The organism is Sphingobacterium sp. UBA3519, from assembly GCF_002377215.1.
GTDB classification, from domain to species: Bacteria; Bacteroidota; Bacteroidia; order Sphingobacteriales; family Sphingobacteriaceae; genus Sphingobacterium; species Sphingobacterium multivorum.
The window spans coordinates 237,113-252,300 of record NZ_DFPI01000024.1 but is presented as its reverse complement, the minus strand read 5'-3'; the positions used below and the strand labels follow the sequence as shown (position 1 = coordinate 252,300).

Below are 15,188 nucleotides of genomic sequence, written 5' to 3'. Positions count from 1 at the left end.
AATAGTAAGGTTATGAAAAAAACAAATAAATATTTATTCGCCATCCTGAGCACTGTTACCTTAGGTATCTCTTTTAGTTCCTGCACCAAGTTGGATGAGACAGTGTATAGTAAGATCAAGGATGATAATTTTTATAAGAATAAACGGGAGGTTATGCAAGCTGCGCTCCGCCCTTTTACACATATGCAGGCCTGGCTTGCACCTACAGGTGGAAATGGCTTTTATTATCATTCCGAATTAAGTGCCGATCAGGTGGCCTGGCCGCAAAAGGGACGCCATGGATATGACGGTGGAGACCATATCCGGCAGCACTATCATACCTGGACAAGCAATGAAAGCCGAATGCGTGGGGCCTGGGAGTTGATGTGGGGCGGCGTTGGCTATGTCAATAATGCTATTCAGGATATTGAGAAATTGGATATCACTAAAATCGCTGATCTGACGGAGGAAGAGCGCTCTCAAATACTTGTGCAATTAAAAGTAATGCGGGCATTTCACTACATTAAGATAATGGATCTTTGGGGCAACGTTCCCATCGTGACAAAGGTAGCCGATCCAATTAACCCTGAAACCAGACCGAGAACAGAGGTCTTTGCATTTGTACAAAAGGAGCTGGAAGAAAATGTTGGGAAATTACCTAAAACTTCAGCAAGTAATATTGGTCAAGTGTCTATGGCTGCTGGTTATGCCATGCTGGCCGAACTCTATCTTAATGCAGAGAAATGGTCGGGTAAAGCGATGAATGATGAATGTATCGCTGCTTGTGACAAAATCATTTCCGGGCAAGCTGGCGGTATCGGAGGAGCTCCTAAATTGAGCACTGATTTGAACGCATTGTTCAGTAACACCAATTCGGCGAATCCCGAATCGCTATTTCAGTTTCAGTACAGCCGGCAGGCAGGTTTTACATTTGACTGGTCGGGCTTCTATATGAGCTACGACTATATGAAGGAAGTGCTCAAAGTTGGCTACGGAGGATGGAACGCATTTGTCGTTATCCCTACTGCGTTTAATGCCTATGCTGAAAATGATTTGCGAAAGAAAGAATGGTTTTTGTTTGGCCCACAATACAAATACGGCACGACCACACCTGTATTGGGCACAGAGGAGTATTCGGGCAAACCGCTCGTATTTGTCAATTCGATACGCCGTGAAAGCGAAGGTGATAAAACTTCAGAAGGTGGTATGACAAAAGGAGAGGAGAATTCTGGAGCTCGTTTTAATAAATATAAATCAGGTACCTTGGACGATGCCAACTATTGGGAAAATGATTATATTATTTATCGTTTAACGGAGATCTATTTCGATAAAGCTGAAGCACTTATGCGTAAGAATGGTGGAAAAGCCAGTAGTGAGGCTGTGGAGTTGGTCAATGAATCCAGAAAAAGAGCATTTAGTAAGGCTGACTGGCCTATGGCGCAGTATACTGTCGCTACATTGACGCTGGATGAATTACTGGCGGAACGGGGACGTGAATTTATTTTTGAAGGAAAGCGCCGGACAGATCTAATCCGATTCGGAAAATATATATCCGGATCTTGGTGGGATCATAAAGCTACGAACGATAAGAATAAAGAACTATATGCGGTACCGATGGATCAATTGGCAATCAATCCCAATTTAAAACAAAACCCTGGTTATTAATGTTCAGGAATAGTAGATGCCGTATAGGTATCTACTATTCTTTTACCTAAAACACATGAAAAGATATTTTACGTTGTTTCTTTTGAACTTTATTGGTGTAACCTTATTTGCACAGAAAAATAATTTTCAGAACTATGCTATCCAAACTTTAGATAGCATCTATAGCAAGTTTGGAAATACCAAGAATCAGCTCTTGGCTGAAAAATATCCCTTTGATGAAAACTTTAAAGCTGATTATCTGGATAATAATCAACAGGCAGCGCAGCAAAAGAAATATGCTTATCTATGGCCTTTCTCGGGTAGTTTCTCGGCTGTAAATGCCTTGATGGAATTGCCAAAAACAAAAAAGGCATTTCAGTTCATACTTGACAAAAAAGTCCTGGTTGGGCTACAGGAATATAGGGATGAAAGTCGGTCGCCGGTTGGTTATGCTTCTTATTTAAATACAGCTCCTCCCTCGGATCGTTTTTATGACGATAATATCTGGTTGGGTATCGATTTTACCGATAGCTATATCCATACAAAAAAAATAAACTACCTGTCTTCGGCCAAAGAGATCTGGAATTTTGTAAAGAGTGGGGAGGATGATAAACTCGGCGGTGGCATTTATTGGTGTGAACAGAAAAAGGAATCTAAAAATACCTGTTCGAATGCACCAGCAAGTGTATTTGCACTTAAGTTATTTATGGCAACCAATGATAGGTCCTATCTGCAAGAAGGGGAACGTCTTTATGAATGGACAAAAAGAAATCTTCAGGATCCCGAAGATAAGTTATACTGGGACAATATGCAGCTCAATGGAAAGATTGGAAAAGCTAAGTTTTCGTACAACGCCGGACAAATGTTGCAGGCAGCAGCCCTGCTTTATAAGTTAACGAAAAATAAACGGTACCTTGAGGATGCACAACAGCTGGCTGAGGCCTGTCTAGGCTATTTTTTCGAAACGGATGCGAAATTGAATTTCCCAAAATTGAAAAATAGCAATTTGTGGTTTCATGCCGTAATGATGCGTGGTTACATCGAGCTCGCTGTAGTGAATGGCGACCAAAAGTACCTCACAGTGTTTGCGAAAAATCTTGAATTTGCCTGGCAGCATATGCGCGATCAAGCAGGGCTTTTCAGTCCAGACTGGACCCTGAAGGATCAGCATAAATCGAAATGGCTGCTCGATCAGTGTGCTTTTGTCGAAATGTACGCACGGTTGGCAAAAGCTGGGTATTAAAATCGATGTAAAACGGTATAAGGTTAAGACGCTGAAAATAATTTTTCAGCGTCTTTTTTTTGTTCTGTAACATATTGGTTAGAGAGATTAAATAATGTTTACTTAACATAATAGATGCTGTAAAATTTCTATTTGAACACCACCGTGGATATCATAAAAAAGGAGAAACCGACGATTACTTTTGTGCATTTCGACCAACCTGATGGCGTAGGCCATAATATCGGGCATAATACACCGGAATACTATGCCGAACTAAAACAGGTCGACAGACGTATTGGTACCTTGCAGCAAGCTGTAAAAGATGGGGGAATAGCAGACGAAACAATTTTTGTTATTGTTGCGGATCATGGTGGTACCGGAAAAGGACACGGTGGTAAATCGCTGGCCGAGGTGGAGATTTCTTGGGTAATGACCTGACCAGGTGTGCCAAAAGGAAAAGAAATCAAGGAAACTTTGATGATTTATGATATCGCGCCTACGTTAACTTGGTTGCTTGGTGCACCGCTTGATGCCGCTTGGCGCGGACAGGCAATCAAAGCATTCCAACAATAGTTGTTTCCCGTCAAACAAAAAGCCCCAAAGNNCTTTGGGGCTTTTTGTTTGACGAATCGTCAATATTATATATCTACGACCACATCCATTTTGAAGTCGTCATCTTTTAGATGGACAATTTCCGTTGCTTTTTCGTAGTTAGTTGATTTCTTGGAGAAGAAGTCATGTTGTGTCGTTTCAGTATTCAAACCATTCAATACGATTGGGTTGACTTGTTTTACTTCGAAGATCGGATCAAAGCCCAAATTCATCAATGCTTTGTTGGCATTATAGCGAACATATTCTTTTACTTCAGCTGTCAAACCAACTTCAGTATAGATCTCTTCTGTATATTTCAGCTCATTTTCATACAAATTGTAAAGCAAGGCCAAGAAACGAGCTTTTACCTGATCTTGATTTTTTAATTTTTTGAATTGATCTTGGGCTATTAATCCAACGAATACACCGTGAATGGATTCGTCTGCGATAATTTTCTTAATGATATCGGCAGAAGCAACCATTTCACCTTGTCCACATAACCATAATGGCAAGAAGAATCCTGAATAAAATAAGAATGACTCCAATAATACAGATGCAGCCATCGCCATATAAATCTCCTCGTCCGAAGCATCTTCTTTATCGATTGCGCGGTAGTAACCATCAATCGTTTCTGCTTTGTATTGAAGATATTTATTTTGTTGAACCCATTCGAAAATGTCGTTTATTTCGGCGGTTGTAGAAACTGTCGTGAAAATAGTGGAATACGATTTTGCGTGGATAGCTTCCATCATACACATATAGGACAATACAGCTTTATTCTGTAATGTATCGATATGATCGATGATTTTAGGCATACCTGTGTGGCTTTGAAGGGTATCCAATAAGGTTAATCCTCCTAAAGCTTTTTTATACGCATCTTTCATTTCTGGGCTGATACGTTTCCAGCTATCGATATCTTTTGAAGGAATGTATTCCGTATCGATCCAGAATTGACGGATATTTTGTTCCCAGAACATCAATACATAATCGTTCTCAGGGGTATTCCAGTTGACAGCTTTATATGTTTTACTCATTTTTAGTTTAAAGTATTAGGCATTTATTATCACGTATTTGGATTGTTGATTTTAGATAAGCCAAAAGCCGCCAATGGCGTAGGCAACTTTTGACTTTCTCCCATTATATATCCAAATACTAAAATCTCAAAATTAAGCTGAACAAGAGACACATTCGTCGATGGTCGATTTTCTTGTCCGTGTATAATAAAGGGATTTCAACCCCAATTTATGTGCATAGATATAATATCTAGACAAATCTCTTGTCGAATCCTTTGAGTTTGTATGCAAAATTGTAGATACACCTTGATCAATATGGCGTTGGATAACCGAGATCAATTTTAAGACCTTGAATTGATCCATATCATAAGCCGATTTGAAATAGAAATAATTATCGTTTGTCAAGTATGGCATTGGATAGTAAGTTGTACTATCTCCATACTCACGTACCTCAATGATATCGACGATTGGCATAACTGATGCGGTTGCATTCATGATATACGAAGTCGATTGATTTGGAGCAATAGCCAAGCGGTAAGCATGATAAATACCATGTTCTTTGATTTTCGCTTTTAATTCCAACCAATCTTCGACTGTTGGAATATGTATTCCTTCAAATAACTCCGTTACCTTAGCTGTTTTAGGCATGTAATCGCGGTTTATGTAATTGTTGAAATACGTACCATCGGCATAGGCTGATTTTTCAAATCCAACAAATGTTTTACCACGTTCTTTGGCAATTTCCATCGATGCTTCCAATGAATAATAGTTCATCATCATAAAGAAAGTATTGGCAAAATCCAGTGCTTCGTTAGATTCATACATGATGAAGCTTTTTGCAAGGTAACCATGGAGGTTCATTGCACCTAGCCCTACAGAATGCAACTCGCGGTTTGCTTTTGCAATAGATGGAACCATATCGATATTGGTCACGTCTGTAACGACAGTCAAAGCGCGCATAGCCGTTTTTACGGTCTCTTTGATACGTTTGTTGTCCATTACAGTCGCGATATTTAAGGAGCCTAAGTTACAGGAGATACCATAACGGATCGTGTCCTGTTTGCCATAGATCTCAATATCGGATACTTGAGATACTTGCATGATTTCAGTACACAAGTTCGAGAATTTCACTTGACCGATTTCATTCAATGCATGGACACGGTTGGTGTTCTCTTTGAAGAAAATATAAGGATATCCTGATTCTTTTTGTGTCTGAGCAATTTTAACTAAAAGGTGACGAGCATTGATTTTTTTCTTTTTCACGTTTGGATTCGTGATCAATTCGTCGTACATTTTGTCCATATCCATCTCATCCAAGAATTGTCCATACTCTTGCATCACCGTATGTGGGTAGATCAAATAGCATGGTTCATCTTTTTCTGCCAATTCCATGAATTTATCGGGAACGATGATACCGATCGACAATGATTTGATACGTACTTTCTCGTCAACGTTGATTTTTTTACAATCTAAAAATTCTTCGATGTCAGAGTGGAAAATATTGAGGTATACTGCACCAGCACCCGGACGTTGTCCCAACTGGTTAGCATATGAGAATGTATCTTCCATAATCTTCATGATTGGAAGTACACCGCCGGCACGGCCTTCAACACCTTTGATAGCTTCTCCGCGAGCACGGATTTTAGAGATATTGAACGATACACCACCGCCGATAGAAGACAACTTCATGGCGGAATCAACAGCGTAACCGATACCATTTAAGTTGTCGCCGATTTCATCCAAGAAACAAGATACCAATTCACCCGAGCGTTTCTTTCCTGCATTCAAGAATGTAGGGGTCGCTGGCTGATATTCTTGATTGATCATGATTTCTGCGTACTCAATTGCTTTTTGAACACCCTCTTCTCTTGCTAAGAACAAGGAAACAGCAACTACACGGTCTTCATAACGCTCTAAAAACTTCTCGCCAGAGTCATCACGTAAAGCGTAGCTCTGGAAGAATTTGAATGCCGCCATAAAAGATTCGAAACGGAATTTTTTCGCATAGACATAGTTGAATACCGTTTCCATTTCTTCAAATGTAAACCATTGGTAAAAGTCAATATAATAGTTGTTTTCTACCAAATAGTCTATTTTTTCTTTTAATGTATAAAAGAACACGGTGTTCTTATTTACATATTCCAAGAAATATGCACGAACCGCTTCCTTATCTTTATGTAAGCTGAATTCGTCATCATGCTTAATCATGATTTCATTATTAAGCAATATCCAGTTTTTTGCTACTTCGTTTGCTACCATCGCAAAAGTTCTTTAAGATGTCAATAAATTGATTAATATCTTCCATTGTTCCGGACAGTTCAAATTTGAACGCCAGTGGAATGTCGAAATCCTGTGAAATGCGATCAGCTGCTAGACCAAAATTCGGTCCCCAGTTGCGGTTGCCACTGGAAGTAACAGAATAGATATTTTTAGCTTCGCGTTTCATGAATTCTTTTGTGTTTTCGGGCACTTGTCCAAAATTTGTGGTGAAAGTGACCAAATGACCAGGGGCTTTTACCGTTAAATCGGCGGTGATCTTATGGATTTGCCAACCCGTTATCTGCGCTACTTTATCCATAAAACGTTGTACGTTCCCCGTTCTGGAATCATAATAAATGTGTATCATGTCACTGTTTAATTTTAATGATACGCTGAATTTATTAAAGTGCAATGGCAGCCAATTCCTCTGGTTTAAAGCCAATGATACGGTGTTGAATCTCTTCATTTTCCAACACAATTACCGTAGGAACTGTGCGGATTTTGAATCTTGCGGCCAAGTCTGGTTCATCAAAAGGATTAACCGTTTCATATTGGATACCTTTTTGATCCAAATAAGCCGATACTTGCGCACAAGGAGCACAATCGTTTTTCTCAAATTTGATAATTCTTGCCATGTTTACTTGTTTATTTTTTTATTCCAATCTTTATAGAAAAACTCGGTACGAAGTTAATGGTATCAATTTTAATCGGGGAGACCAGATTGAAGGTTAATCTAGCCATTAAAAATAGACAATTCGTCAAAAAGAAAAGTCTGTGTTTCGATACTTAAAAACTTCGTTGAGTTGCCAATTCTTTCATTAGCTTAACAAATATCTTATATTTTCTTTCGATGCGGTAGTTTGACTTTTCCACATTTTGGGCAAAAGTTTGTCAGAGAATGCGTTTGCTGCAGATTAGTGTTTGTAAGTTGTTGTTTTTCTGTGTTTTATAAATGTGGATAACTTTAAATTCGTAATTTTTACCACTATTTTACAAATGATTTAAGTTTAATTTTACTGTCATAAAAAAGCTACAAAACTTGCTTTTTTATGAAATTTTTATTATCTTATTTTGCCCTAATTTGAAAAATAAATTTATGAAGAAACTATTCTATGGTCTCTTGCTTCTAACGTCGCTACAGACGCAAGCGCAGGAAAACATTACCTTTCAAAAACCCTCTACTGAAATTTTGGCCTTAGCCGATTATGTGCGCCCCCCTCAGATAAAAATTTCTAGCGATAGAAATTGGATGTTATTTACGTTCCGGTCTACGTATAAAAGCCTGGCAGACTTAGGCCAGGAAGAAATGAAACTGGCGGGATTGCGGATTAATCCAAAGACCAACATGGAAAGTTCGACAATCTTTTTCGATAAGATTGCCTTGAAAAAAATAGGACAAAATATGGAATTTTCCGACTTCACGGGAATGCCCGAAAAAGCGGCGATGGCCAATTTTGTGTTCTCTCCAGACAATAAGCGTTTGGCATTTAGCAATACAAATGAAAGCGGAACTGCCTTATTTGTCATTGATCTTGCAACGCGAAATGTCAAACAGTTGACTGCTTACAATTTGAACGGAACATTGACAGCACCATTTCAGTGGCTGAGAAATTCTTCCGGTTTAATAATAACAAGTCTGCCAAAGGATAGGGCGGCACTGTTGGATCCTTCAAAAGATTTGCCGACAGGACCTATTGTCTCAACAAGTGATGGGAAGGTATCCCAATTGAGGACATACCAAGACCTGCTTAAAAATCCGCAGGATGAAGTGAATTTTGAAACATTGGTACAATCCAACCTTGAACTTGTAGATCTGGACGGCAAGATTTCTTCCTTTAAAGATAAAGCCATTTATACAGGGATCAGCTTCTCACCGGATGGAGAATATGTGATGGTCACGACCATTACAAAACCTTATTCCTACGTAGTTCCGGTTTCGTCTTTTCCACAGCAGGTTCGAATTTATGATCGGTCGGGCAAGGAAATAGCGCTGGTGAATGAGACCCCCTTGACAGAGGTAATGCCGAAAGGTTTTTCGTCGACACGATCGGGAAAACGGGCCTGGCATTGGCGGAGTGATCAGCCAGCTACGTTGGCTTATGTAGAAGCCTTGGATGGCGGGGATGCGAACAAACCTGCGGAGTTTCGTGATGCCTTATATACTTTATCTTACCCTTACAATGGTGCGGGAAAGCTTATTTTTAAAATCAAAGACCGTTATGCTGGTGTAACATGGGGGAATGATAAATATGCATTGATCAATTCGCAATGGTATGATACGAGAAATGCAAAAACTTTTGTGGTGAATCCTTCCTCGGGAGAATCTAAACTATTGCATGACCGGAACAGTCAGGACGTCTATAATGATCCGGGAGATGTGTATATGGAAAAAAATAGTTTAGGCACTTATTCGATGTATATAGATAAGGATAAAGCGTTGTTTGTAGGTAAGGGTTTTACTAAAAATGGCGAGTTTCCTTTTGTGGATGAGCTTGATCTGCATTCATTGAAGAAAAAACGCATCTACACTGCTCCAGCATCTGAAATGCAAGAACGTATCGCCCAACTCGTGAACCCTAAAACTGGTGATCTGTTGATTTCGCTTCAGTCAGCATCGTTTTATCCGAATTATTTCATGAAAAATATGAAATCGGGGAAACAGGTGACGCTCACCACGTTGGAAAACCCGTTTAAATCGTTGGAAAAAGTTCATAAAGAGATTTTAAAATACAAGCGCAAGGATGGAGTCGAACTTTCTGGAACATTATATTTACCTGCCGGTTATGATTTTACGAAGAAAGAGAAGTTGCCTCTGCTAATGTGGGCTTATCCACGGGAATATAAGGACAAGAATACAGCCGGACAAAGCACGGCCAATCCGAAGGAGTTTACCTTCCCAAGTTATGGCTCTTTTATCTACTGGGTATCGAAGGGCTATGCTGTATTGGATAATGCGGCCTTCCCTATTGTTGGAGAGGGAACAAAAGAACCGAATGATACCTTTATTGAGCAACTTGTGGCAAATGCCGAAGCTGCAATTGATGCGGTAGATCATTTGGGTTATATCGATCGGAAAAAAGTTGCTGTGGGTGGGCATTCCTATGGTGCGTTTATGACAGCACATCTGTTGTCCAATTCAAAATTGTTTGCCGCAGGAATTGCGCGTTCTGGAGCATACAATCGGACCTTAACACCATTTGGTTTTCAGAGTGAACAACGAAACTTCTGGGATGATCCAACCTTGTATATGACCATGTCTCCATTTGTGAGTGCTGATCGGATGAAAACCCCACTTTTGTTGGTTCACGGCGGAGCCGATAATAATCCCGGAACATTCACCCTGCAGACGGAACGCTATTTCCAGGCCCTGAAAAATTTGGGAGCTCCCGTGCGTATGGTCATTTTACCACGCGAAGCTCATGGATATGTCGCCAAAGAAAATATCTTCCATTTACTTTGGGAGCAGGATCAATTTTTGGAAAAATACCTTAAAAAATAACCGGTCGATTAACCAGAAGCAATAGTGTTAAGGTGTACAAGGATTCAATGTAAAAGAAGGTGTCTAAAAAGTAAAAACAAACCCTCTGAGAATTGAATATTTGAAAAGTACCTGTATAGGGATTCGGTAAAAATTCCATATAAAAGGGGCTATCCCCCTTTGGACTGCCCCTTTTATATTGAATGAAGTATTTGTTTTATTGATTTGTGTTTTTTTTACTAAAGTATCAATAGAATCAATCGTTTGGTTTATCGCGAAATGCAACGAGTTCATTGGTCTGAATAAACCTTGCGCTTCCATTTATACAATGGTAGACTTGCGTAATCATAAATAAGTTTTTTTGCTATTTACTCACTTTAACCGTAAATGGAACGACATACTGTCCCCACTCCAAAGAAATAGTTCCTTGCGGAGTAGCGTTGATCTTAAATTGTTCCTGTGAGGTACTTGCAGTAGCGTTGCTTACGGAAACGCGGAGCGCATCTTCGTTGGCATCATATTTTGTTCCCCACTGATTCCACACTTTATTAAACATAATTGTTGTTTCGTGTTCCCCAGGGATGCTGTAAAGGCCATATTTACCAGCAGCTAATTTCTTGCCTTCAACCAATACATCTTTATTAAATTCGATGGTGGTCGCTTCATTTGCTCCAGTACGCCATACAATACCGATAGGGGCGATATCAACACCAAGCTGACGACCTTTCAATGAAGGGCGGCTATAATTAATGTCAATCGTGACACCATCGGTGGTGGTTACCTTAGTGTTGTCTGGAGGACTTGGGCGTTTACTTTTGTCGGTCTGAGCAAAAGTAAGTTGACCTATTAAGGTCAGAATCGTTAAAATTAGTACTCTCATTTTTCGTATAGTATTGATTAAACAATTAAACTTAGATAAATTACTTTTTATATGCAATATGCCTTTGGTCAAATAAAAATAATTTATCGCTCTCTCCTAAGCTATTGAATATCTTTTAATAACGGAAATATACGATTTTTTAGGTTATGGAATTGTTCGTTTTTTTGAAGGCTTTGAGTGGGATATTTTGGTTATATAAACGAGAAAAGCCAGTGATTCATATCCTGGCTTTTCTCGTTTATACCTATTATTTATACAAGATATTCAAATAGTGTCTGGTCTTTATTGATTTCAATGACATCAAACTTATATTCTTTCATGCGTTCAATCAGTGTTTCGTAATCCTCAGGCTTGTTGAGCTCAATGCCGACTAGCGCTGGACCTCTTTCGCGTTCTGTTTTTTTGATAAACTCAAAACGGGTAATATCATCCTTAGGCCCCAATACTTCGGAAACGAAGAGTTTTAAGGCGCCTGGACGTTGTGGGAAACGAACGATAAAATAATGCTTGTACCCTTCGTAAAGTAGAGACAATTCTTTGATTTCACTCATGCGGTCGATATCGTTGTTTCCACCGGATATGATGCAGACGACTTTCTTACCTTTAATTTCATCTTTGTGAAATTCAAGAGCGGCCACGGATAGAGCGCCTGCAGGCTCAACGACAATTGCATCCTTATTGTACAGCTCTAGGATACAGGTACAGATCTTTCCTTCGGGAATAGAGCGTGTATCATCCAACAATTGTTTGGCAATTTCAAATGTCGTTGCACCGATTTTTTTAACAGCTGCCCCATCAACAAATTTGTTGATATGCTCGAGCTCGATCGGTGCGCCGTGAGTCAAGGCCGCTTGCATGGAGGGGGCTCCTTCGGGTTCAACACCATAGCATTTGATTGCGTTGTTTTTACTTTTTAGGTAATAGCTCGCTCCCGCGGCAAGTCCACCGCCACCAATTGGGATAAATATGGCGTCCATATCGGGAAGATCTTGTAAAGCTTCAACGGCTACAGTACCCTGTCCTTCCACAACTTTGAGATCATCAAATGGCGGAATGAAAGTCATGCCATGCTCTGCTGTATAAGCCAGCGCTGCTTTTTGGCAGTCATCAAAAGTGTCTCCGGTCAAGATAATTTCTACATTGCCGTTACCCCACATTTCCGTTTGTGAAATCTTTTGGCGTGGTGTCGGCCCCGGCATAAATATCACGCCTTTGATGTCGAGTTTATTGCAGGAGAAAGCAACGCCCTGAGCGTGGTTGCCTGCGCTGGCACATACAACGCCACGTTGTCGCTCTTCCGCTGTTAAGGAAATAATTTTATTGTAGGCACCGCGTAATTTATAGGAACGTACGACTTGTAAATCTTCCCGTTTGAGATAGACTTCAGCGCCATATTTTTCGGATAGATGCCGATTATATTGAAGCGGTGTTCTGTTGACCACAGACTTGATGCGGTCAAGTGTAGCTTCTGAATTGATGTTTAAGGTTGATAGATTCATTGTTAGATGATTGCCTAGTTAAGGTAGCAAATAAAACGCAGATATTCGCTGTTATATGAGAGATTCTACCTATACAGTATTTAAATTTAGTTGATTTTAAATGGAAGATCGTTTGTACGTATGATAAAATAATAATTAGCAACGTATCATTTGGATCCTTTTAAAAAAATGTATTTATGATAAAAAAAGGCTGCATCTGCAGCCTTCCTTTTTTTATATTTTTTCTTGGATGAGGCTTTTTAGGTCATCATCACAAATATTTTTCTTTTCGTCGGCCAAAACCAAGAAACGTTGATAGCAATCAGCTAAATCATCTTTTTCAAGATGGAAGCCTAAACGCTCCAAATGGTGCTTAAGGGCATGTCTTCCTGAACGTGCAGTTAAGATAATATCAGCTTCAACCAAACCAACATCTTCTGGTCTGATGATCTCATAGTTCTCACGGTGTTTTAGGAAACCATCTTGGTGAATCCCCGAGCTGTGTGCGAAGGCGTTGCGACCAACGATCGCTTTATTCGGTTGTACAGGCATGTTCATCATTTCACTTACCTTGCGCGATAAGTACGTAAACATGCGGCTATCGATGTTTGATGTCAAGCTTCCAAACGACTGGTTGTGCACTTTAAGGATCATGGCTACTTCTTCAAGTGACGTGTTTCCGGCACGCTCACCGATACCGTTGATGGTACATTCCACCTGACGGGCTCCATTTTGAATCGCAGCGATAGAATTTGCTGTTGCAAGTCCCAAGTCATTGTGACAATGTGCCGAAATAATGGCCTGATCGATATTGCGTACATTCTCCTTGAGGTAATTGATTTTTGAGCCATATTGGTCTGGCAGACAATAACCGTTTGTATCGGGGATATTGACTACCGTAGCACCGGCAGCAATCACCGATTCAACCATTTTAGCTAGAAATGCCAAGTCTGCGCGACCCGCATCTTCTGCATAAAACTCGACATCTTCCACATAGGATTTGGCATGTTTTACAGCCGCGACGGCACGTTCTAAAATTTCTTCTCTTGTGCTGTTGAATTTATATTTGATATGCATGTCCGAAGAACCAATACCCGTATGGATACGTGGGCGTTTGGCATATTTTAATGCCTCGGCAGCTACGTCAATATCGTTTTGATTGGCACGGGTCAATGCACATATAATGACATCGTTTACCGCTTTAGATAATTCGACGACCGATTGAAAATCACCAGGGCTAGACACTGGGAAACCGGCTTCGATAATATCCACCCCTAGTTTTTCCAGGTCTTTAGCAATCTCAATTTTCTCTGGAGTAGTTAATTGGCAGCCTGGTACCTGTTCGCCATCACGTAAAGTGGTGTCGAAAATGTAAAGATGATTAGGATCGTGTAACATAATTTCTTAATTCAAAAGATTTACAAATTAAAAAGGGTATACTATTTAATAAACTCCAATACTTTTTCACCCATTTCCTGAGTACCTAAGATTTTTGAAGCTTCTGTGCTGCTGTTGGCAATATCACCGGTTCTCCAACCAGCTTTTAATGTTTCTGCAACAGCATTGGTAACCGCTTTAGCTTCCTCCTGTAGACCAAAGCTAATATCAAGCATCAAGGCAGCAGATAAAATTGAAGCCAATGGATTTGCTTTATTTTGACCAGCGATATCGTGTGCAGAGCCGTGGATAGGTTCGAAGAAGCCTGTGCCATCACCTACGGAAGCAGAAGCCAACATACCCATCGAGCCTGCGATCTGTGACGCTTCGTCTGTCAGGATATCACCAAAAAGATTGGCTGTCAATACCACATCGAATTTCTTTGGATTTTTCACCAATTGCATGGCCGCATTATCGATAAACATGTGCTCGGTTTCAACATCCGGATATTCTTTTGCGATTTCCTGGACAACTTCTCTCCACAGGCGGGATGTTTCCAATACATTGGCTTTATCAACAGAGCATAGTCTTTTGTTACGCGTGCGTGCTGCATCATAAGCTTTACGTGCGATACGCTCAACCTCGTAACGGTGATAATTCATCAAGTCTGAAGCAAAGGTATTATCCTCATTGCGATTTTTCTCACCAAAATAGACATCACCTGTCAGTTCACGGAAGAAAAGAATATCTGTACCTTGAAGAATTTCGGGCTTTAAACTCGAAGCATCCAATAACTCATCGAATAAAAGGATTGGACGAAGATTTGCGTAAAGACCTAGTTCTTTACGGATTTTCAACAAGCCTTGTTCAGGTCTTACCTTAGCAGAAGGATCATTATCATACTTAATATGGCCAATGGCGCCGAAAAGGATCGCATCAGAAGCTTTTGCTTTAGATAATGTCTCATCAGGAAGCGGGTTGCCTGTCGCTTCAATTGCAGTATGGCCCATGATAGCTTCATCAAAGCTGAACTCATGACCATAATTTTCACCTATTTTTTCTAAAACTTTTTTACCCCAAGTTGTTACTTCTTGGCCGATGCCATCTCCAGGTATGATTAAAATATTTTTCTTCATTGTATTTTTAATATTGAGCTATCAGAGATAGGTCTAATGAAACTTTGGAAAATAGGCCTAAAACCTATTGAGTTATCTTTATTTTTGACTTTTGATTTCCAGTGTTTTCCGATATCTTGATTCTCTTTTTA

Annotated in this window: 12 protein-coding genes; 4 read left to right on the top strand and 8 right to left on the bottom strand. The window is 39.9% G+C overall.

Annotated elements, in window-relative coordinates; translation table 11 throughout:
* The first annotated feature begins 12 nt into the window (after positions 1-12).
* The 3 genes from B3297_RS13640 to B3297_RS13630 all read left to right on the top strand — a co-directional run bounded on the left by B3297_RS13640 (position 13) and on the right by B3297_RS13630 (position 3,283).
* A complete protein-coding gene (locus B3297_RS13640; RefSeq protein ID WP_083296127.1) occupies positions 13-1,644 on the top strand; it encodes a RagB/SusD family nutrient uptake outer membrane protein in 1,632 nt (543 codons plus the stop codon).
* 55 nt (positions 1,645-1,699) lie between these two features.
* Positions 1,700-2,866: a glycoside hydrolase family 76 protein gene (locus B3297_RS13635; RefSeq protein ID WP_070570185.1), complete on the top strand. Its 1,167-nt coding sequence runs from the start codon at positions 1,700-1,702 to the stop codon at positions 2,864-2,866.
* A gap of 144 nt (positions 2,867-3,010) precedes the next feature.
* Positions 3,011-3,283 carry an alkaline phosphatase gene (locus tag B3297_RS13630; RefSeq protein ID WP_070570183.1) on the top strand — a complete coding sequence of 91 codons (273 nt, stop codon included), beginning with the start codon at positions 3,011-3,013 and terminating at the stop codon, positions 3,281-3,283.
* Between the two features lie 200 nt (positions 3,284-3,483).
* Here B3297_RS13630 and nrdF read toward each other — a convergent pair whose 3' ends face one another.
* The 4 genes from nrdF to B3297_RS13610 form a co-directional block, all read right to left on the bottom strand.
* Positions 3,484-4,470 (bottom strand): class 1b ribonucleoside-diphosphate reductase subunit beta, encoded by a 987-nt coding sequence (gene nrdF / locus B3297_RS13625; protein WP_070570180.1) that lies wholly within the window; start codon positions 4,468-4,470, stop codon positions 3,484-3,486.
* 132 nt (positions 4,471-4,602) lie between these two features.
* Positions 4,603-6,657 carry a class 1b ribonucleoside-diphosphate reductase subunit alpha gene (nrdE, locus tag B3297_RS13620; protein WP_286776829.1) on the bottom strand — a complete coding sequence of 685 codons (2,055 nt, stop codon included), beginning with the start codon at positions 6,655-6,657 and terminating at the stop codon, positions 4,603-4,605.
* A 10-nt stretch (positions 6,658-6,667) separates the two neighbouring features.
* A complete protein-coding gene (gene nrdI / locus B3297_RS13615; protein ID WP_083296125.1) occupies positions 6,668-7,075 on the bottom strand; it encodes a class Ib ribonucleoside-diphosphate reductase assembly flavoprotein NrdI in 408 nt (135 codons plus the stop codon).
* Positions 7,076-7,109: 34 nt separating this feature from the next.
* Positions 7,110-7,343, bottom strand: a complete 234-nt coding sequence (locus B3297_RS13610) for a thioredoxin family protein (RefSeq protein ID WP_046673718.1) — start codon at positions 7,341-7,343, stop codon at positions 7,110-7,112.
* Between the two features lie 461 nt (positions 7,344-7,804).
* On the opposite strand from B3297_RS13610, the gene B3297_RS13605 reads away from it, so the two are divergent.
* Positions 7,805-10,207 (top strand): S9 family peptidase, encoded by a 2,403-nt coding sequence (locus B3297_RS13605; protein WP_070570176.1) that lies wholly within the window; start codon positions 7,805-7,807, stop codon positions 10,205-10,207.
* A gap of 343 nt (positions 10,208-10,550) precedes the next feature.
* On the opposite strand, the gene B3297_RS13600 is transcribed toward B3297_RS13605, so the two are convergent.
* From B3297_RS13600 to leuB, 4 genes are all read right to left on the bottom strand, one after another.
* Positions 10,551-11,066, bottom strand: coding sequence for a DUF2911 domain-containing protein (locus B3297_RS13600; protein WP_070570172.1), 516 nt, complete (start codon positions 11,064-11,066; stop codon positions 10,551-10,553).
* Positions 11,067-11,317: 251 nt separating this feature from the next.
* On the bottom strand, positions 11,318-12,565 hold the full coding sequence (gene ilvA, locus B3297_RS13595) for a threonine ammonia-lyase IlvA (RefSeq protein WP_070570170.1): 1,248 nt from the start codon (positions 12,563-12,565) through the stop codon (positions 11,318-11,320).
* A gap of 213 nt (positions 12,566-12,778) precedes the next feature.
* A complete protein-coding gene (locus B3297_RS13590) occupies positions 12,779-13,942 on the bottom strand; it encodes a 2-isopropylmalate synthase (RefSeq protein WP_083296124.1) in 1,164 nt (387 codons plus the stop codon).
* Between the two features lie 41 nt (positions 13,943-13,983).
* Positions 13,984-15,057, bottom strand: coding sequence for a 3-isopropylmalate dehydrogenase (gene leuB, locus B3297_RS13585; RefSeq protein WP_115046524.1), 1,074 nt, complete (start codon positions 15,055-15,057; stop codon positions 13,984-13,986).
* Positions 15,058-15,188: the final 131 nt, after the last annotated feature.

Bases quoted from the DNA above. Each gene is read 5' to 3' on its own strand.
- B3297_RS13640 (WP_083296127.1), top strand. From the start codon at position 13: ATGAAAAAAACAAATAAATATTTATTCGCCATCCTGAGCACTGTTACC.
- B3297_RS13635 (WP_070570185.1), top strand. From the start codon at position 1,700: ATGAAAAGATATTTTACGTTGTTTCTTTTGAACTTTATTGGTGTAACC.
- nrdF (WP_070570180.1), bottom strand. From the start codon at position 4,470: ATGAGTAAAACATATAAAGCTGTCAACTGGAATACCCCTGAGAACGAT.
- nrdE (WP_286776829.1), bottom strand. From the start codon at position 6,657: ATGATTAAGCATGATGACGAATTCAGCTTACATAAAGATAAGGAAGCG.
- nrdI (WP_083296125.1), bottom strand. From the start codon at position 7,075: ATGATACACATTTATTATGATTCCAGAACGGGGAACGTACAACGTTTT.
- B3297_RS13610 (WP_046673718.1), bottom strand. From the start codon at position 7,343: ATGGCAAGAATTATCAAATTTGAGAAAAACGATTGTGCTCCTTGTGCG.
- B3297_RS13605 (WP_070570176.1), top strand. From the start codon at position 7,805: ATGAAGAAACTATTCTATGGTCTCTTGCTTCTAACGTCGCTACAGACG.
- B3297_RS13600 (WP_070570172.1), bottom strand. From the start codon at position 11,066: ATGAGAGTACTAATTTTAACGATTCTGACCTTAATAGGTCAACTTACT.
- ilvA (WP_070570170.1), bottom strand. From the start codon at position 12,565: ATGAATCTATCAACCTTAAACATCAATTCAGAAGCTACACTTGACCGC.
- B3297_RS13590 (WP_083296124.1), bottom strand. From the start codon at position 13,942: ATGTTACACGATCCTAATCATCTTTACATTTTCGACACCACTTTACGT.
- leuB (WP_115046524.1), bottom strand. From the start codon at position 15,057: ATGAAGAAAAATATTTTAATCATACCTGGAGATGGCATCGGCCAAGAA.